General features: G+C 52.8%; 17 protein-coding genes. 10 read left to right on the top strand and 7 right to left on the bottom strand.

Features of this window, described 5'->3' with window-relative positions; translation table 11 throughout:
• Window positions 1-330: 330 nt before the first annotated feature.
• Entirely contained in the window at window positions 331-1,671 is a 1,341-nt protein-coding gene (gene brnQ, locus PGX44_RS12425) for a branched-chain amino acid transport system II carrier protein (protein ID WP_498855603.1), read from the top strand.
• An 87-nt stretch (window positions 1,672-1,758) separates the two neighbouring features.
• Here brnQ and PGX44_RS12420 read toward each other — a convergent pair whose 3' ends face one another.
• The gene (locus PGX44_RS12420; RefSeq protein WP_498855602.1) at window positions 1,759-2,970 is read right to left on the bottom strand and encodes a diaminopimelate decarboxylase family protein; all 1,212 of its coding nucleotides are present in this window, start codon (window positions 2,968-2,970) and stop codon (window positions 1,759-1,761) included.
• A 153-nt stretch (window positions 2,971-3,123) separates the two neighbouring features.
• On the opposite strand from PGX44_RS12420, the gene PGX44_RS12415 reads away from it, so the two are divergent.
• Window positions 3,124-4,455 carry a replication-associated recombination protein A gene (locus PGX44_RS12415; RefSeq protein ID WP_498855601.1) on the top strand — a complete coding sequence of 444 codons (1,332 nt, stop codon included), beginning with the start codon at window positions 3,124-3,126 and terminating at the stop codon, window positions 4,453-4,455.
• On the opposite strand, the gene PGX44_RS12410 is transcribed toward PGX44_RS12415, so the two are convergent.
• The gene (locus PGX44_RS12410) at window positions 4,456-6,363 is read right to left on the bottom strand and encodes a sigma 54-interacting transcriptional regulator (RefSeq protein ID WP_498855600.1); all 1,908 of its coding nucleotides are present in this window, start codon (window positions 6,361-6,363) and stop codon (window positions 4,456-4,458) included.
• 230 nt (window positions 6,364-6,593) lie between these two features.
• On the opposite strand from PGX44_RS12410, the gene PGX44_RS12405 reads away from it, so the two are divergent.
• Genes PGX44_RS12405 through PGX44_RS12385 form a run of 5 tightly spaced genes read left to right on the top strand, consistent with a single transcriptional unit; the run spans window position 6,594 to window position 11,187 of the window.
• Window positions 6,594-7,721 carry an aconitase family protein gene (locus tag PGX44_RS12405; RefSeq protein ID WP_498855599.1) on the top strand — a complete coding sequence of 376 codons (1,128 nt, stop codon included), beginning with the start codon at window positions 6,594-6,596 and terminating at the stop codon, window positions 7,719-7,721.
• Window positions 7,722-7,733: 12 nt separating this feature from the next.
• Window positions 7,734-8,231 carry a LeuD/DmdB family oxidoreductase small subunit gene (locus PGX44_RS12400; protein WP_498855598.1) on the top strand — a complete coding sequence of 166 codons (498 nt, stop codon included), beginning with the start codon at window positions 7,734-7,736 and terminating at the stop codon, window positions 8,229-8,231.
• Window positions 8,232-8,243: 12 nt separating this feature from the next.
• Window positions 8,244-9,497 (top strand): 3-isopropylmalate dehydratase large subunit, encoded by a 1,254-nt coding sequence (locus PGX44_RS12395; RefSeq protein ID WP_498855597.1) that lies wholly within the window; start codon window positions 8,244-8,246, stop codon window positions 9,495-9,497.
• Window positions 9,498-9,513: 16 nt separating this feature from the next.
• Window positions 9,514-10,134, top strand: coding sequence for an RraA family protein (locus PGX44_RS12390; RefSeq protein WP_498855596.1), 621 nt, complete (start codon window positions 9,514-9,516; stop codon window positions 10,132-10,134).
• 51 nt (window positions 10,135-10,185) lie between these two features.
• Entirely contained in the window at window positions 10,186-11,187 is a 1,002-nt protein-coding gene (locus tag PGX44_RS12385) for a 2-keto-3-deoxygluconate permease (RefSeq protein WP_498855595.1), read from the top strand.
• Between the two features lie 82 nt (window positions 11,188-11,269).
• Here PGX44_RS12385 and PGX44_RS12380 read toward each other — a convergent pair whose 3' ends face one another.
• Genes PGX44_RS12380 through PGX44_RS12360 form a run of 5 tightly spaced genes read right to left on the bottom strand, consistent with a single transcriptional unit; the run spans window position 11,270 to window position 16,119 of the window.
• A complete protein-coding gene (locus tag PGX44_RS12380; RefSeq protein ID WP_498855594.1) occupies window positions 11,270-12,013 on the bottom strand; it encodes an ABC transporter ATP-binding protein in 744 nt (247 codons plus the stop codon).
• Window positions 11,997-12,794, bottom strand: a complete 798-nt coding sequence (locus PGX44_RS12375; protein ID WP_498855593.1) for an ABC transporter ATP-binding protein — start codon at window positions 12,792-12,794, stop codon at window positions 11,997-11,999. The genes PGX44_RS12380 and PGX44_RS12375 overlap by 17 nt, the downstream gene beginning before the upstream one ends.
• Window positions 12,795-12,815: 21 nt before the next feature.
• The gene (locus PGX44_RS12370; RefSeq protein ID WP_498855592.1) at window positions 12,816-14,357 is read right to left on the bottom strand and encodes an ABC transporter substrate-binding protein; all 1,542 of its coding nucleotides are present in this window, start codon (window positions 14,355-14,357) and stop codon (window positions 12,816-12,818) included.
• A 4-nt stretch (window positions 14,358-14,361) separates the two neighbouring features.
• Window positions 14,362-15,177, bottom strand: coding sequence for an ABC transporter permease (locus tag PGX44_RS12365; RefSeq protein WP_498855591.1), 816 nt, complete (start codon window positions 15,175-15,177; stop codon window positions 14,362-14,364).
• 3 nt (window positions 15,178-15,180) lie between these two features.
• Window positions 15,181-16,119, bottom strand: a complete 939-nt coding sequence (locus PGX44_RS12360) for an ABC transporter permease (protein WP_498855590.1) — start codon at window positions 16,117-16,119, stop codon at window positions 15,181-15,183.
• A 226-nt stretch (window positions 16,120-16,345) separates the two neighbouring features.
• On the opposite strand from PGX44_RS12360, the gene PGX44_RS12355 reads away from it, so the two are divergent.
• From PGX44_RS12355 to PGX44_RS12345, 3 genes are all read left to right on the top strand, one after another.
• Entirely contained in the window at window positions 16,346-17,089 is a 744-nt protein-coding gene (locus PGX44_RS12355) for a class I SAM-dependent methyltransferase (RefSeq protein WP_498855589.1), read from the top strand.
• Between the two features lie 83 nt (window positions 17,090-17,172).
• Window positions 17,173-18,162: a metal-sensing transcriptional repressor gene (locus tag PGX44_RS12350; protein WP_498855588.1), complete on the top strand. Its 990-nt coding sequence runs from the start codon at window positions 17,173-17,175 to the stop codon at window positions 18,160-18,162.
• A gap of 9 nt (window positions 18,163-18,171) precedes the next feature.
• A complete protein-coding gene (locus PGX44_RS12345) occupies window positions 18,172-18,924 on the top strand; it encodes a class I SAM-dependent methyltransferase (RefSeq protein ID WP_498855587.1) in 753 nt (250 codons plus the stop codon).
• Window positions 18,925-18,997 lie beyond the last annotated feature (73 nt).

Below are 18,997 nucleotides of genomic sequence, written 5' to 3'. Positions count from 1 at the left end.
TGCAGCAATACGATGTTGCTTATTGAATCGATTTACACAAAACTCTTGACACACCCGATCTGCCCGTATAAAATGCAGAAAAATTAATTTAATTAAAATACAAATATATTATAAAATTAATAGGAAATTGTCATACAAAAACTAAAATTATAAAATAAAATGATGGATATAAAACAATTAATTTCTTTACATCTCGCCTTTTACCATGTAGAATTATAACATCAATAAAACCATACATTATAAAAGTAAATAGCTGAAACAATTTACTTAAGAAGCGTTGCTTCAGAAAAACGGAATGTATTGTGGAGTATATGTAAGGAGGGAAAGAAAATGAGTAAAAATAAAGGCAACCGAACGATGGCGATTGGACTTATGCTTTTTGCCCTGTTTTTCGGGGCAGGCAACTTGATTTTCCCGGCTTCGATGGGGCAGGCTTCCGGTACAAATGTCTGGTATGCTGTTGCCGGCTTCATTATCACCGGTGTCGGTATGCCTTTATTGGGTGTACTGGCCATGGGCTATTCGGGATGTAGTAATTTGCAGGAATTGACCGGCCGGATTGGCAAGAAATATGCTGTTTTCTTTACCGTTATTTGCTACATTGCTATTGGACCGGCTTTCTGTATTCCCCGGACAGGAACTGTTTCTTATGAAATTGCCGTGCGGCCGTTGCTCGATAACGGTGGCAGTGAACCGGTTATGTGGGCTTTTCTCGTCTTGTTTTTCATCATTACGTGGTGGTTGTCAATCAACCCGGCCAAACTGGTTGACCGGATTGGCAAGATTCTTACGCCCATGCTGTTATTGACGATTCTGGCCCTGATTATCAAATCATTCGTTACGCCTATGGGTGTGCCGCAAACACCTCTGGCAGCATACGCTACGGGAATTACAGCTCTTTCCCAGGGGGCTCTTGACGGATATAATACACTAGATGCTATTGGTTCCTTTGTTTTTGCCATTCTGGTAATTGAATTTGTCAAAGAAGACGGAGCCGCTACACAGCAGGAAGTGACGCGGGAAGTGTTTAAGGCCGGCCTTATCGCTGTCAGCCTCTTGGCATTTGTCTATATTTTCGTTGCCTACCTGGGGGCCCAGTCTGTGCAGACTATTGGCCTGCAGGAAACAGGCGCACCGGTCCTTTCTCTGAGCGCCCAAATTCTCTTCGGCTATGGCGGCGCTCTCTTGTTGGCAGTCATCGTATTGCTGGCCTGTCTCTCTACGGCTATTGGTCTGGTCACGTCCTGTGCGGCCTATTTCCATCAGCTGATTGGCGGCACGAGTTTTAAGAATTATGCTACAATTTTTACGGTTCTTTCTTTCGCCGTTGCTACGGTAGGCTTGAAAACGATTATTGCAGCGGCCATACCGGTGCTCATGTTCTTGTATCCCCTCGTTGTTTCTAATATTATCCTTACCTTTACACACAATTTCTTTGGTGGCCGCCGGTGTGTCTGGGTTTCCTCTACGGCATTTACTTTTGTACCGGCTCTGATTACAGGGCTTGAGACGGCTAAGATCCCCCTCGGTCCGATTGATACGGTGTTTGCTATGCTGCCGTTCCATTCCCTGGGGATGGATTGGATTCCCTTCCTCATCGCGGGAATTCTCGTAGGCCTTATTTATAAGGCCATTGTGCCGAAACCACAGATCGTATCAGAAGCGGCATAAGAGCCTGCATATCGTACATAAATAAACCTGCATCATAGGGCCGATGCAGGTTTATTTTTTGCCGTATTTAAATGATTAGTGTTTGTCTTATCCTTCGCGGCGGCAATATATTTCTGCCGGTGGTACTTGTGAAGAAAACTGGAATGGTGTCAGGCTGGCACTGTAGGCCCCGGCCTGGGGAAAGACGATGACGTCGCCACAGGTGAGGCGGGGCAGGACCATGTCTTTAGCAATGAGGTCGGCAGCGGTGCAGAGATTGCCGTACAGCGTTACCTCTTCTGTTTCTGTTTCTTCGTTCAGAACATAGAAGGTTGTCGAGCCATTCTTATAGAAAAGTGGTTCCCGAGGTGCTGCCGCCGGGGCAATTTGTGTGATGAATTGTTCCAGGCACGGGCGCAGGAAGCCGTTTAAGGTGTTTTGTAAAATGGCAATACGCTTGCCGTGGGAGGTCTTCGTATCGACGACGTGTGTGACGTACCAGCCACAGGGACCGGCTAAATAGCGGCCGCTTTCGATGAGCACGCGGGCCTGAGCCAGCGTGTCCTGCCGCAGGAACCGGAGCTGTTCCAATTTTTTTGCCAGGGCCTCGATATCAACTTCGTGTTCTGTCGCCGTATAGGGGATGCCGATACCGCTGCCGAGGTTAATGAACAGGAGTGGTGTCCCTAACGCGAGCTGGATGTGTCCCGCCAGGGCAAAGACGTTTTCATAATAGGAAAAGAGTACCCGCCAGTCCAGTTCCTGACTGCGTATGTGGGTGTGAAGGCCGATGATGATGACGTGCTGCAGCTGTTTCAGCCGCGGCAGGGCGTTGAGAAATTCTCTTTCATCAATGCCGAATTTGGAAGGACTGCCGGTAGCACGGGTAAAGGAGAAGTCCGGGTTGATGCGGACGCCGATAGTGACCTTCATGTTACGTTTTCCGGCCAGTTCCTCAATGCGCTGTATTTCCTGCAGGCTGTCGGCAATGAGGATGCATTGGCCCAAGGCGTGTTCCAGGCTGTATTGGCTTTTGCCGGGGGCTGAGTAAAAAATATGGTCCGACGGTACGCCGCAATCGCTGGCGGCATACACTTCCCCCAGGCTGGCGGCGTCGGCATCGATGCCGGAAGAAAATATCTTATTTAAAATAGCCCGATGGGGATTACATTTGATGGAATAGAGAATCTGTTCGTGGGCAAACGCCGAGCGAAGCCGCCGGATGCGGTCTTCCAGAGTTACTTCATCGTAGAGATAAAAACTGACATGGTCTTTGGCTGTGGCCAAAATCAAATTGCGGATACGCGCGTCGAGTGTCATATGCATCAGCCTCCTTGGGGAAACGGCATAGTAGGTAAATAATGGTATAATGAGTATAACGAAAAGTATAGTTACAGCTTACCACATTGGTATCCTGTTTTCCAGCTGCACGGCAGAAGATCTGCCGTAACAGCCTATTGCGAGGTGAATACCATGCAGGAAGATTCCCTGTTTTCTTCAGCCGTACCACAGCCCCTGGCCAGCCGCCTGCGCCCTAAAACACTGCAGGACTTCGTAGGCCAGCAGCATCTCCTGGGCAAAGGAAAAGTCCTGTCGAAATTGATTGAACAGGACCGCATTTCTTCGATGATTTTCTGGGGGCCGCCTGGTGTAGGCAAAACGACGCTGGCTCAGATTATTGCCGGTCATACGCAATCTGTCTTCATTGATTTTTCGGCTGTGACGAGCGGGATTAAGGAAATCCGTACGGTCATGGAACGGGCCGAACGAAACCGTCAGGCCGGCCAGCGGACGATCGTCTTTGTCGACGAAATACACCGTTTCAATAAAGCCCAGCAGGATGCCTTTCTGCCCTTTGTAGAAAAGGGCAGCATTATCCTCATTGGGGCGACGACGGAAAACCCGTCCTTTGAAATCAACAGCGCCCTCTTGTCACGCTGTAAGGTCTTTGTCTTAAAGCCCTTGACGCCGGAAGATATTACGGTCCTGCTTAAACGGGCCTTGACGAGTCCTGCAGGCTTTGGCGGGCAGCAGATTGAAATGAGCGACGACCTGATCCGGCAGATCGCCCAATTTGCCAACGGCGATGCACGGACGGCCTTATCGACCTTGGAGATGGTCGTTCTCAACGGCGAGGTACAAGGCGAAAAGACGGTGATTACACCGGACCTGCTGGCACAGTGCACGTCGCAAAAATCCCTGCTTTACGATAAAAACGGCGAGGAGCATTACAACATCATTTCGGCGCTGCACAAGTCTATGCGCAATTCCGACCCTGATGCGGCCGTGTACTGGCTGGCCCGTATGTTAGAGGCTGGGGAAGATCCCCTATATGTAGCCCGCCGGGTGACGCGCTTTGCCAGTGAAGACATTGGCCTGGCAGATCCACGAGCCCTGGAAATTGCCGTTGCAGCCTACGAGGCCTGCCATTTCATCGGTATGCCCGAATGTGCCATACACCTGACAGAAGCTGTCGTATATATGGCCCTGGCACCTAAATCCAACGCTCTCTATAAGGCCTATGGCCAGGCCAGCCACGATGCCCGCCGCACGCTGGCTGACCCGGTGCCACTGGTTATTCGTAACGGTGTGACCAAGCTCATGCAGGACCTGGGCTATGGCAAAGACTACCAGTATGCCCATGACACGAAAGAAAAACTGACCACTATGCAGTGCCTGCCTGATTCGCTGGCAGGACGGGAATATTACCGGCCCGGTACGAAGGGCGAAGAAGCAGATTTTGGCGAACGCTTGCGGCGTATTAAGGCGTGGAAGCGGCAGCATCAAGGCCCGGCCAAGGATTGATCACGTTTCTTTTTCCGGTACCTTGTCGTGCAGGAGCCGCCAGAGCGTCGTGCGGCTCAAAGAGAGCTGATCTGCCAGCTCCTGGTAGGTGTAGGCGTAGAGGTCGTGCAACAGAGCAAGGCCGGCACGAAAGCCTGCCGTATCGGTAATGGGACGCTGGATCAGCGCCGGGTAGCGGCTATAAATATCGTCCTGCAAGGTTTGCCTGCCTATGGCGTCGAGGAGCAGGTTGTAACGGTAGCGTGCTGTCTGATGGGCTGCTTTTTGCAGCAGTACGGCGTAGCGCGTACTAATCGCCCGCAGCTCAATGACGTTGCCGGGATACCTGTAGCTGGTGAGCAGCCGTTCCATTTCCGGGGTCAGCTTTTGGGCCTGCTTGGAAGGCAGTAATTGGGATACATAGCTTTTGAATAAATCGCAAATATCTTCACGCCGTTCACATAAGGGCGGTACAGTGACGCGCAAAATGGCCAGGGCCCGGCGCAGGTCCGGCCGGATTTGCCGGTATTCTTCCGGATTGGCGACGAGAAAGAAGAGAATATCGAAGGTAATGGGCTCGTTCATGCCGGGCTGGAAAAACTGATGCTTCGTCAGGGCCTGCAGGAGAATCTCCTGCAGCCGTGGGCCGGCCAGGCCCAGATTCTTGATAATTAAACTGCCACCAGAGGCGTTGAAGAGGAGCCCGTCGGTTGCATTTTTGCCGTAATTGTAGCCGTAGAGAATGCGCACGGCGTTTTCTTCGTCAATGGCCGCGCAGTTCAGCGTCAGGCAAGGCTTTTTAGCCCGCCAGGACGCGTTGTGCAGGCAGTGGGCGAGCTCTTCCCGGCCTGAACCGCTTAGCCCTAGGAGGACTGTAGGGAAAGCAACCGGTGAAATCTGGTTGCACTGGTTGACGACGCGGCTCATGGCCTGAGAATGGGCTGTAACCTTATCCAGATAATAGACTGAGCCTACGCCTGTATGCTGCTCCCGGTCCTTCTTGCGGTTATGGGGATTAGGGTGGAAGGTCATGAGCACGCCGCAGTCCCGTTGGCCTACGCGGATTTTATGAAAGATACAACGCATCATCGTCGTATTAATCAAATGGTAGCTGTCGTTTTGGATGAGCGGGCTTTTCATGAATTGCCTGAGGGGCAAGTTGGGAAAGAGCCCTTCTAAAGGCCGCCCGCTTGCTTCTGTAAGGGAAATACCCGTATAGTTCTGCATCGTTTCGTTGAAAAATTCGACGTTCCCTCCTGTATCGGTGACGATGATGCCTAATTGGGCACTGCTCAGAACGGCTTCGGCAATAGCCCGGTTGCGCCTTGTCGTGTAGAGACTGCGTGCGAGTTCGCCGGCCTTAAGGCAGGCTTCGCGAATCGTTTCATTGTCGGCATAGAGGAGCAGTGACGGTTTTTTTGCAGCAGCCGCTGCTTCCTGGGTCATCTGATTGCCAATGAGGACGTCGCAATCGGAATGTTTGGCAATTTCATACATTTGGGGAATTTCTGCATAGATCAATTCCGTCAAGGCAGCGCCCGTAATGTTCGTGAACAGGTCAAGGTTCGCTGCCGGTGAATAGAGATAGCGCGTAATACCAATGTGCGTATAGCCCTGGTCCAGGGCTTTTTTTATTGCCTGTAAATAATCAATATCCTTGATCTGGTAGGCAACGAGGGGGTAGCTGTAGTAGTTAGAAAAGCGCACGGCTGCTGCCGGCCCGGCAACAAAGACTTCGCAGCCCATGCGCCGGGCTGTAACAATACATTCGTCCTGCCGTTCATCAAGGGAGGAATCGAAGACAATATATTCAAGATCTGGCGTTTTGGGCAGTTCGGCAACGACTTCCCGGGAGAGACGGGTAAGGCGGGAATAGCCGAGGACGCAAATACGAAAGGGCTTATGTAATGCTAATTTATCATCATTCACGGCGTTCTCCTTCTAATTTTGCAAGATTAGGTGTTTTAAATACTCATATTCGGCCCTTACCGGAAAATAAAAACAGGAAAAATGTTTCATATATAGATAATATACTTTTTATTGAAACAAATTTCAATAAAAAGGAAAAGGAGACCAGGGATTAGCAAGGCTGAAACATTATCCGTATAATGATAGCCATCAAGAGAATCCAGAGATGTGAAAAAAGGAGTGTACAGAAGATGAACAAATCTATATGGCAGGAACTGTGCAGCCACAGTGCAGGTGATGTCTGTCAGCTGGCAGTTGATTATTGCATCATCACCGACAGGGAACATACAGAACTGATCACAGCCGTACAGGAACTGGCCTTGAACGATAAAAGCAAGGTCCTCGTTACGATCGATCACGATACGCCCAACAGCACGATTGAAGTCGGCGCCAACCAGCGCCAGCTTATTAACTGGGCCGTAAAAGAAGGCCTCTCTATGGAAAAATGCCGCGGTGTCGGTTACTTGCGCTACATCGAGCACTATGCACAGCCTGGCCAGCTGGTCGTTGGTACAGGTACTCACGTAGCCGGCCTCGGTGCTGCCGGTGTCCTGGGCCTGACCGTGACCGATGCAGCCCTTCTGGACGTCCTGAAGACAGGTACCCTGACCGTTACGGTACCGCAGGTTTTGACCGTAGCACTCGAAGGCGCCCTGTCAGACAGCGTGATGACTCAGGATGCAGCCCTCCTTTTGGTACAGGCTCTTGAAAAGGCCGGTGTCCGTGGAAAATTGGTTCTCCTTCAGGATAGCGACAGTACGCTGAGCCTGGACCAGCGCTATGATTTGTGCCACCTCATGCAGGAAGCAGGTGCCCTGAGCGCTGCCTTTATGGATACAGCCGCTGCGGCAGATGTAGTCTTTTCCTTAGACGATGTCCGTCCTGTAACGGCTCTGCCCGATGCTCTCGAAAACGTCCAGGCTCTGGCAGCTGCACAGGGAATCAAGGTCAATGAAGTATTCCTCGGCGGCTGCCGTGGTGGCAAGCTCGCCGACCTGCGCGCTGCAGCAGACGTTTTGCGCGGCCAAAAGGTGGCGTACCGCGTCCGTCTCCTCGTCGCTCCGGCTACGAGTGATATTTACATCCAGGCCTTGCGTGAAGGCCTTATCGATGTCTTCCTCGATTGCGGTGCCGTCGTCATGAATCAGGGCTGCAGTGCCTGTTGGGGCAAAGCCCAGGGTACGCTCGATAAAGGCGAAGTCATGGTTTCCACCGGCTCGTATAACTACGCCGGCTGCTGTGGCGACAAGGAAGCTAGCGTATATCTCGTATCGCCTGTAAGCGCAGCCAAGGCGGCTGTGACGGGCGTACTGGCATAGGAGGAGAAGACGATGGAAAAGGTATTTGAAGGAAAAATATGGAAACTGGGCGACGATATCGATACGGATATCATCATCCCTACTCAGTGGCTGACGCTGGATACGATGGATGAAGTAAAGACCCACATTTTCGAACCCCTCCGGCCGGAGCTGGCAGCAGCCATCCGGCCTGGCGACATCATCGTAGCCGGCAATAACTTCGGCTGCGGCTCGTCGCGTGAACAGGCGCCGGAAGGCTTGAGTGCCCTTAAGATCAGCTGCATTATTGCCAAGTCCTTTGCCCGTATTTTCTTCCGCAATGCCATCAATAACGGCCTCTTGCTCATCGAATGCCCGGATCTGCCCGACCATTGTGAAGAAGGCGACACCGTACGCGTTGAAATCAACCACTGCATCTATTGTAACGGCAAGGAATACGCCATTCCCTCCATGCCGGACAACCTCTTTGAGATCATCAAAGACGGCGGCCTGGTCAAGCATATGCAGAAGCTCAATCATCTAAAACAGTAGGAGGCGGAGAAGATGGGACATACATTAGCAGAAAAAATCCTCATTCATAATACAGGTGTAGCAGACTGTAAGCCCGGCGATATCGTCATTTCGCATCCGGACTGCGTCATGTTTCACGATATTTATACAACCAACGTCTATCGCAAATTCAAGGAAATGGGTTTTACCAAGGTCTGGGATAAGGATAAAGTGGTCATCATGTTCGATCACCTCATCCCGACGTGCCTGCCCCTCGATGCGGACCATATGAAGCACGGCTACGATTTTGCTGAACAGTTCGGTGCCAAGCAGGTCCACGTGGCCGATGGCATTTGCCACCAGCTCATGCCGGAACTAGGCTATGCCAAACCGGGTGACGTCGTCTTCGTGACGGATTCGCACACGACGACGTACGGTGCGGTCAGTTGTTTCTCGACCGGCGTGGGCTATACAGAAATGGCTGCTGTCCTGGGCACCGGTGAAATGTGGCTGCGCGTGCCATCGGCCATTAAGATCGAAATCAACGGCGACCTGCCACAAGGTGTGACCTCAAAGGATATTGCCCTGCGCGTCCTGGGCGATCTGACCGCTGCCGGTGGTACGTATAAATCCCTCGAATTCTGCGGCACGACGGTCGATAAACTCACTGTTGACGAACGCCTCACCATTTCCAACATGGCCGTCGAATGCGGCGCCAAGGTTGGCCTCTTTGCACCCAATAAAGAAACGGCTGCCTACAGCGGCGTCGACTTTGCTGACATTGCCTGGCTTCACTTCGATGACGACGCAGTCTACGAAAAGGTCCTTACCTATAAGGCAGAAGAGCTCGTGCCCTATATTGCGGCCCATCCTTTCGTAGATAACGTAAAACCCCTGTCGGAGCTTGAAGGTATGCGCATCGATGAAGTATTCATCGGCTCCTGCACGAATGGCCGTATCGAAGATTTGGCTATGGCTGCGGCAATCCTCAAGGGCAAGCACATCGCTCCGGGCGTGAAGCTCCTCATTACGCCGGCTTCACGGAGTATCTTCAAGGAAGCCATTGCGAAAGGCTACGTGGAAACGCTGGTAGAAGCAGGTGCCATGTTCACCCATCCCTATTGTTCCCTCTGCGAAGGCCGCAGCGGCGGTCTCCTGTCTGATGGCGAAATACTCCTAGGGACGAATAACCGTAACTTCCTGGGCCGCCTGGGGAGCACGAAAAGCGAGACGTACCTGAGCTCGCCGGCTGTTGCTGCTGCGTCGGCTGTGACCGGTGTCCTTACAAATCCTGTATCCTTAAAATAAAGAAAAGCGAGGCTTTATGATGACTTTTTTAAAGACAGATTGGGACAACGTATCTTCTACATCCCTGTCCGATGCCATGCATGGCTTACAGACCATGGACAGCTGTATTCAGCCCTTGAACCGCCATATGCGTGTGGCCGGGCCGGCTTTTACGGTACAAATCGTTCAAAATGACTGTGCCGTCGTCTTTCAGGCCTTGCGCGATGCTGCGCCGGGCAGCGTTTTGGTCATTGCCGCTAACGGTACGACAGACGTAGCGTTTTTTGGCGAAATTGTCGTGGCCATTGCCAAGGAAAAGGGCCTTGCCGGTATCGTCATCGATGGCTGTGCCCGCGACAGCCTGGCCTTGAGCCAGAATGATTTCCCCGTATTTGTGAAAGGCATCGTACCGAGAATTCCGGCCCGTGTCTTTTTGGGGGAAGTACAAAAGGATGTACAATGCGGCGGCGTTCTCGTCCGGCCCGGTGACATTGTCTTTGGCGACGCGGACGGTGTCGTTATTATCCCTCAGGAACAACAAGCCCCTGTCTTGGCTAAGGCACAGGCAAAAGAAAAATTAGACCAGTGGAAAATGGAACACCTCTTACATGATCCGGAAGCACTGGAAAAGTTTTTGACTGACACGTGTACGCCGTAATTGTCCGGCAATGTATTGCTATTCTTGCACTTATAGAAGGAGAAATGAACAATGAATTATATCGTACGAGAAATTCCTTGCCTGCTTTTCCGCAAGATTCCTGCGGCAGCCATGATTATTCCTATGTTTTTGTCTATCATTTTCAATGCCCTGTTCCCTGACTTCGTAAAGATTGGCAGCCTTACGACGGCCATTTTCTCTAAGTCAGCCGTCGTACCTCTGACGGCAGCGGTTCTCTTTTTTGCCGGGACACAGCTGAAGATCAACGAAGCGCCGGCAGCCTTTAAACGGGGCGGCGTCCTCTTGGTGACGAAGTTTATCGTCGGCTATGCCATCGGTACGCTCTTCAGTGCCACCTTTGGAAGTATCGGCATCCTGGGCATTTCTACACTGGCTGTCTTTACGGCCCTTTTGAGCTCAAACGGTTCTATTTATTTGGCCATTGCCAGTGAATATGGCGACGATATCGACCTCGGTGCGTATAGCCTGTTGTCTATCAAGGACGGCCCGTTTCTGACCATGCTGGCTCTCGGGGCTTCCGGAGCTTCTGATATTCCACTCATGGCTCTTTTTGCGACACTGTTCCCCATGATCTTGGGGATTATCCTGGGCAATATCTGGCCCGGCGTTCGGGGCTATTTCAAAGGCGGCACGAAGGTACTCATTCCTCTCGTCGGGATTTCTGTCGGTTCATCCCTGAATCTTTCCATGATGTTCCAGGCAGGTGTCGGCGGTGTCATCCTTGGCGTCGTAGCCTTTGCTGTAGGCGGCTTCTTCCTGACCTTGGCAGATAAAGTCATTCTCCGCCGCCCCGGTTATGCCGGTGCCGGTCTGGCCTCTGTAGCTGGCAGTGCCGTTGCTACGCCGACGATTGTTTCCAGCGTCGTACCGGGCCTTGAACAAGCGGCAGCCTTGGCTTCCGTACAGGTCGCTGCTGCCGTTATCGTAACGGCTATCCTTTGCCCCATCCTTTGTTCGTGGACCTTAAAACGCTGGGGCGCACCACGGTATCCGAGTGAAACAGTCCCGGAAAAACTGGCAGCTGAAAAATAACATACTCATCATTGCGTAAAAGAACGCCCGGAAAACCAAACGGTATTCCGGGCGTTCTTTTTGCAGGGCAAGGTGGTCAGGTCTATAAGAGAGAATCCAGTAATTCTTTCGTATAGGCCTCCTGCGGATGCTGAAATAAGTCTGCAACCGGGCCTTCTTCGACGAGACGGCCCTGGTGAAGAATGACGATGCGGTCGCAGAGGATTTGTGCCAGCCGCAGGTCGTGCGTAATAAAGAGACAGGTAATGTGATGGCGCCGGCAGGTTTCCCGCAGGAGGCGGACGATTTCCAGACGTGTACTCACATCGAGAGCGCTCGTCGCTTCGTCGCAGAGGAGCAGCTGGGGCTGCAGGCACAAGGCCCGCAGGATAGCGGCGCGCTGGCATTCACCGCCGCTTACCTGGTGGGGATAGCGGCGCAATGTTTCCGGTGTCAGCTGGACTTCGCGGATCAGGCTTTGAAACTGCTCTTCCGGTACCTCCAGGTGGTAGTTATAAAGGCCGGCGCGGACGCTGTGTTCTAAGGTAAAGCGTGGGTGAAAGGAGCGGAAGGGATTTTGAAAGACCAGCTGGATGTGGCGGTACAATTCGCGCCTTTCGCTTTGGGAAAGATGGGTAATGTCCTTTCCTGCAAAGACAATCTGCCCGCTATCGGCTTGTGTAAATTGACAGATCAGGCGGATGAGGGTGCTCTTTCCGGAGCCGCTTTCCCCACAGACACCGGCAATTTCTCCTTCCGTCAGAGAGAAAGAAAGGTGGTCGATGGCACGGATGGGCCGGGCTGAATGGGTATACTCTTTTACGAGGTCTCTAATTTCCAGAAGCATGCATGTCACCTCCCTTGAGGCCTGATAAGGTAAGCAACTTTCGTGTGTATTCTGAGCGGGGCTGCGCTAAAACGGAGGCAGCCGGACCATACTCGACGATTTCCCCTGCTTTCAGGATGAGCAGCGTATCGGCCAAAAAGGCGGCCAAACGGATGTCGTGGGTGACCAGGACGATAGCGGTCTGGTGATGGCGGCGCAAGCGTAAAAGGGCCTGTGCTATTTTTTTCTGGGTTACGCTGTCGACTGCCGATGTCGGTTCGTCGGCAAAGAGGAGCTGGGGCGGCTGAATGAGAGAAAAGAGCAGCTCTGCCCGCTGAATCATCCCGCCTGAAAGGTTTTGGGGCCACGTCTTCAGGACGTCACTGTGTAAGGACAGAACGGCTGTCCGGTCGGCGAGAACCTGGTCGAACGTGTCTTTGGGCATACCGGAAAAACGGGCGGCATCCCAAAGCTGGTCGTAGACCGTGCGCACGGGACAGAAGGAAGACAGGGCATCCTGGAAAAGATACTGCATGTCCCGGCCCCGTAAGGCCTGCCAGTCGGACGGCCTTTTTAAGGGCACGTCTGCGTAGGTGATTTCGCCGTCTGTACAGGCCAGATCCTGGTCAGGAATACCGGCGGCTGTCTTCAATAAAGTTGTTTTGCCACTGCCCGATTCTCCTACGATAATTAGGATTTCCCCTGCCTGTACGTGCCACGAGCAGTGACGGATCAAGGGCCGTTGGCCGGCCGTGATGGTCAGGTCCCGGACAGATAAGAGGGGGGCTGTCGGATTAGCCATAAAAGATACCTCGTTCTTCTATTAGTGTATATCGAGTTCCGGTGTGATTTCATAATAATCGCACGGATGAGGCGCAAAGCCGGTCACATTCTTCTTCATGACGACGCTCATTTTGAGAAACGATGCGTAGAAAAGGGCATCGTCGTTGACGATCTGCTGGCTTATTTCCCGGGCCAGGCGGAACCGTTCCTGCCGGTCAAAGGTATTGTTCAGGCGATCGATGAGCGCATCAGACACGGGACTGCTGTAATGGCCGTTGTTGTAAGGCTGGCCGGAATAGATCTTGCTCATGAAATAGTAGCCCGGATCGCCTGTCGGTGCCGTCACGATGGCCTGGGCGTAAATGTCGTAGGCGCCGCGCTTGAGGAAATCCTTGTAGTTATCCGTAGCGTTGACGTCCACCTTGATGCCGACCTTTTTTAGAGAGGCCTGGGCATATTCTGCTAAAAGGGGCAGTTCCTGCCGTGATGTGTACGTGAGCCAGCGGAGGGTCAGGGGCTGGCCGTCTTTGGTCACGTAGCCGTTACTATCCGTATGGGTATAGCCTGCTTCACGCAGGAGCTCCTTTGCCCGCTCCGGATCATAGGCCGGCCCTTGGACGCCCTGGCCGAAGGGGAACGTATCCGGGAACGGCCCGGCTGCGACGAGGCCGTTTCCCCGCAAGAGGACGGAGACGAAGTTGTTCTTGTCAATGGCCAGACAAATGGCCTGACGCACGCGCTGGTCTTTTAGGGCCGGTGTATCATAGTTCATGGCAGCCTGATAGACGCGGCTTGTAGGTGACGAAAGAATCCGATAGGCAGCATTCTTTTCAAAGGCCGGCAGGCTGGCATAGGGCAGGCCTTGTACGGCATCGAGCTCGCCGCTTTGCATCGCCAGGGTGAGGGTATTGCCGTCGGGAATACTGTAGACCAGGACTTCGTCCAGCTTGGGCTTTACAGGGCCCCAATAGTTTTCATTCTTTACGAGGCGCAGTCCCTGGTCATCAACGCGAACGGCCTTGTACGGGCCGGTGCCGATAGCAATACGGTCGTGGATGCCGGCGTCGACGTCGATAATAGCACTATAAGGATCGGCCAGATAATTGATGAAGTCCGGCATCTTCTCACGGGAGCGGATAGTGAGCGTCTGGCCGTCTGCCGTAATCGCGTCGATTTTCAGATCATGAGGTGCCCGGTCGTTGCGGGCCAGAAGATCCTCCAGACAGGCTTTGACGGCCTCTCCGGTCATCTTCTTGCCGTTAGAAAAGACGACATCGTCGCGGAGCTTGATTTTGATGGTATAGTCGTCGACCTGCTCGTAAGACCGGGCCAGCCAGGGACGCAGGCCCATTTGGTCGTCGAATTTAAAGAGCGTTTCGCCGACACCGTAGCGGACGGTGCTCCAGCCGCAATACGTATCGTGCGGGTCCGTACTGGCATTTTGCATGGCCGGGCCATAGGCCATAGTGCCGTAATGAAAGACCTTCCCCGTTGCCGTCGGCGCCGTTACGGTGCCGCAGCCGTTTAAGGAAAAGACCAGAAGCAGGGCTACGGGCAAGGCGAGTAATTGTTTTAGTTTCATCGTCTCACCTCACCAGCTTCGTATCAAAGAAATCGCGCAAGGAATCGGCTAACAGCTGGAAGAGGGCAACTGTAATAACGATGGCTGCGCCAGGGACAAAGACCGTCCAAGGGGCAGTCTGCATGTAGAGACGGGAGCTGCTCATCATGGAGCCCCATTCTGCTGCCGGCGGCGCAGCGCCGAGACCGAGGAAGGAAAGGCCGGCAATTTCCGTAATGATCGTGCCCAAATCGAGGGCGGCCGTAATGAAGACCGGTCCGATTACTTCCGGCAAGATCTGCTGAAAGAGAATTTGCCTTGTCGTAAAGCCGCTCATCTGGGCGGCTTCGATATAGTATTCCTGGCGCAAGGGGCTGACGAGATTGCGCACGAGGCGCGTGTATTTGGGCCACGTGACAGCCGTGATGGCAGCGGCAGCATTGAAGGTGCCGCCACCGAGGATGCCCGCTACGGCAATGGCAAAGACCATGGTTGGAAAGGAAAGGAAAATATCGGCCAGACGTAACAGACAGGTTACGGCCTTCCCCTGCCGGTAGCCGCAAAAGAGACCGATACAGGAGCCAATGAGGGCTGAAAGGAGGGCCACGGCAAGGGCCGTAATGATAGTCAGTTTAGCCCCGGCCAGCGTGCGGGCGAGCAGATCACGGCCGTAGACATCCGTTCCCAGCCAGTGCCGGAAACTTGGGCCCTGAAGAGCCAGGGACAGGTGCTGTTCATAGGGCGAATACGGTAATATATACTCGGCCAGGCAGGAAGCGATGAGTCCTAAAAGGATGAGGCCCAGAAGCAGCGTTATTTTTTTTCTTTTATGAGACGCCATGGGTCAATCCTCCTTCTTTCGTAGTGTCAGGCGCGGGTCCACATAGGCGCAGATGATGTCGGCGGCCAGGTTAAAGAGTACGTACAGGGCAGACATCCAAATCATATAGGCCTGGATTATGGGATAATCGCGCAGCATAATGGCATCGACGGCGAGTTTGCCTACACCATCCCAAAGGAAGATCGTTTCGACGATGGCTGACCCACCCAACAGAGACGCTGCCGACAGGGCCAAGAGCGCCAAGAGCGGCGCTGCTACGGCACGGAACACATAGTGCGTGAGTACATAATGATACGGCAGGCCCCGGCAGAGGAGTGCCTGGACGTATTCTTTACTCAATTCATCCAAGAGGAGCGCCCGGATTTGCCGCAAGTACTTAGCTGTCATGGCGAAGGCCAGCGGCAGGGCCGGCAATAAGGGTGAGCGGTCAGCTGTCGGCGTGAGAAAAGAAAAGAAATGCCACTTTACAGCAAAGAAATATAACAGAATAAGGGCAAAGAGAAAATCAGGCAGGGCATTGCCTGTGAAGGATAAGAGCCGTGAGAGCTGATCCCAGATACTGTCCTTACGGATCGCCGCCAGTGTCCCTAAGGGCAACGAGATGAGGAGAGTCAGAAATAAAGCCAAGAGCATGAGTTCCAGTGTGGCCGGCAGCTTGCTGAGCATGGTAGTACTTACGGGCAGACTGGTGACGAAGGACTGGCCCATATCGCCGTGCAGTACCTGCCAAAGCCAATGGCAATATTGTGTAAAGAACCCTTGATCCAGCCCCAGGGCGGCCCGTTTCGCTGCGGCGGCTGCAGCATTGGCACCGCTTTGCTGTTCATAGAGCACATCGACCGTATCGGTTACGGCCAGATGCATGAGCAAAAAGGAAATAAAGGTTACGCCAAAGACGATGGGGATCAGTTGCAGCAGTCGCCTGCCTATATATTTTCCCATAAATGAGGAGCTCCTTCCCGTGTAAGTCATATGGTTATTATACGGCATTGCGGCTAAAAATGATAAGCCTGGGTGGGGGATGGAGGGAGAAAATAAAGAAAAATAATTTCTCTTTCCATACGTGTATGCCCCCATAGGGGATAGCGCAGCTATACCAGATTAGGTATACTTTTATTAAAGACTTCAGTACGATAAAGAAATAGCGAGTTTTGAGGAGGCAGTACCAATGGAACAGCTTAACGAATGGATTCAGGATTATTGGAACCGGCGCAGCCGGGCTTTCAGTTCCGTACGGCAGCAGGAACTGGCCAGCAGTGATGCCCTGGCGTGGCAGCGCTATATTCAGCAGTTTTTACCAGCCGGCCGGCGGCTTCGGATTCTTGATATTGGTACCGGCCCGGGGTTTCTGGCTATTCTCATGGCCCGCTGTGGTCATGCCGTGACGGCTGTTGATTCTTCCACCGGAATGATTGAAGAAGCCTGCCGCAATGCGGCTGCTTTCGGTGCAAGTGTAGATTTTCGCGTTGCCGATGCCCTGGCACTGCCTTTTGCTGACGATCAGTTTGATCTTATCCTGTCCCGCAACCTGACGTGGAATCTGCCTGATGTAACGGCAGCCTATACGGAATGGTACCGCGTATTGTGCCCCGGCGGTTTGCTTCTTAACTTTGATGCCAACTATGGACCGGTACATTTCACGGCCGCTGCCGAGGAAGAAGAAAACGTGCATCATACAATCGATATGGCCTTGTTACGCGAATGTGACGATCTGAAGGATGCGCTGCAGATCAGTAAGGAGTGCCGTCCTGCATGGGATTTGTGCTGTGTAGAGTCCATTGGCTTCAAGAACTGCGGCTATACACGGGATATTCGTCCCTTCGTCCATACCTCGCCTGACATGAAGTATGATATGGCACCTCTCTTTTGTCTCCATGGCCGTAAGGAGGCAGCCGACCAGGCTGCTCATTAATGGCCAGGGTCTTTCCATTGACAGTTTTCTCGTACACCCGTATCATAAACAGTGAGACTATAGGAAAACGGTAGGGAAAAGATATGGATAAAGAGCACGTATTTTTTGAAAACTATGCGGAAACGTGGGACCGGGACCGGAAAGAAAATCCGAAAATCCTGCGTACGCTTATGCACTTGTCCGGCCTTGCAAAGGGCGCCTCTGTGCTCGACGTAGGCTGCGGTACCGGTATATTGATACCGTATTTGCAAGAAGCTGTAGGCCCGGAAGGGCGGATTGAAGAGCTGGACTATTCGCGGCAAATGCTGGCCAAGGCAAAAGAAAAATTTGCCTCGAAAAAGGGCATTGTGTATACAGAAAAGGATGTTTTAAAGTATAAGATGGCCAGCCAGACCTATGATGCGGTTGTGTGTCTTAATTTTTATCCGCACGTAGCACACCATAAAGAAGTATTTATTAAAAAGATGGCCGAAGCGCTCAAGCCGGGCGGCATGCTGCTGCTCATGCACGATATGCCGCGCCGCCGTGTCAACGGCCTGCAAAAACAGGCACTGGAAGAACCGCATACGGGTGTACTGCCGCCTGTGGATATTTTGGCTAACCTGTTGATCAGTGCCGGCTTGTCCATCGTCGTCGCCATGGATACGGACGAATTTTATTTTGTAAAAGCAGTGAAGCGGCTGGATATGCCTTATGACCAGTATCCGCCTTTAACGACACGCGAGCTGGATGGGGATCTGGCGCCGGAAGCACGCCACGCTGCCCTGCATGCCCAAGGCATAGCCCACGAGCACACACTGGGACATCACCATAGCCATACGCAGACCCGCATGGTCATGAACCGTCTGGCCCGTATCAGCGGCCACATAGAAGCCATTAAACGCATGGTCGATGAAGGCAGGGACTGCAGTGATATCCTGATCCAGCTTTCTGCTGTCGATTCGGCCCTGGTCAGTGTGGGCAAGGTCATCCTGCGGGATCATATCGATCACTGCATCGTCGATGCCGTGCGGGATAACGACCTGGAGGCTGTGGAAAATTTGAAGAAAGCCATCAGTACCTTTATTAAGTAGGAGATGCGTATGGAATTATCAAATCAGGCCGGTGCCGTAGGCAAGCGCTGGGATTTTTGTGCCGACGGCTACGACGGCATCGTACAGGAAGAGCTTCAGTCCCAGGCTGCGGTCTGGCAATCCCTGCTGCTCGCTCAGGCACCGCAGAAACAGGGGTCCCTGCTCGATATCGGTACGGGCCCGGGCTTTTTTTCTATCCTCATGGCGCAGGCCGGCTGGGACGTAACAGGTGTAGATTGTTCGGCAGCTATGGTAGAAACGGCAGCAGGGAATGCAAAAAAAGCAGGCGTAAGAGTCCGCTTTTTGCAACAGGATATTCATGCCCTCGATTTTCCGGACCATTCCTTTGATTATCTTGTGAGCCGTAACGTGACGTGGATTCTCTATGATCCGGAAAAGGCCTTTGCCGAATGGCGGCGTGTATTGAAACCGAGCGGCCGCCTCTTGTATTTTGATGCGAACTGGTATTATCGCAGGAGTGAAGAGGAACGGCAGGCCATCGCACGGGATGAAGAGGCGTACCGGAAAAAGTATGGTCCCCCGGTTGATACGTATAGCGGTGATGCGGCTACAGAGGCGTCCTTTCAGGAAACCTTATTTTTCCATAGCCACAGCCGGCCTGAATGGGACCGGACTCATTTAGGGCCCTTGGGCTTTACGCACATCCGGATTACGCCGCGCCTGAATGAACAGGTATATACACCACCTTATAAGCTGCTCTTCCGTTCGATTCCCCTGTTTATGGTACAGGCTGATGTGTAGCAGCTGCTATGAAGCTGAAAAAAGGGGCTGTGAAATAACGCCCCTATAAAAACGAATGAGGATCACTGGCTCG

The organism is Caecibacter sp. AF58-12pH5A, from assembly GCF_027681725.1.
Classification (GTDB): Bacteria; Bacillota; Negativicutes; order Veillonellales; family Megasphaeraceae; genus Megasphaera; species Megasphaera hominis.
Note: the sequence above shows the minus strand (reverse complement) of the source record. Positions and strands in the feature narration are given on the sequence as shown.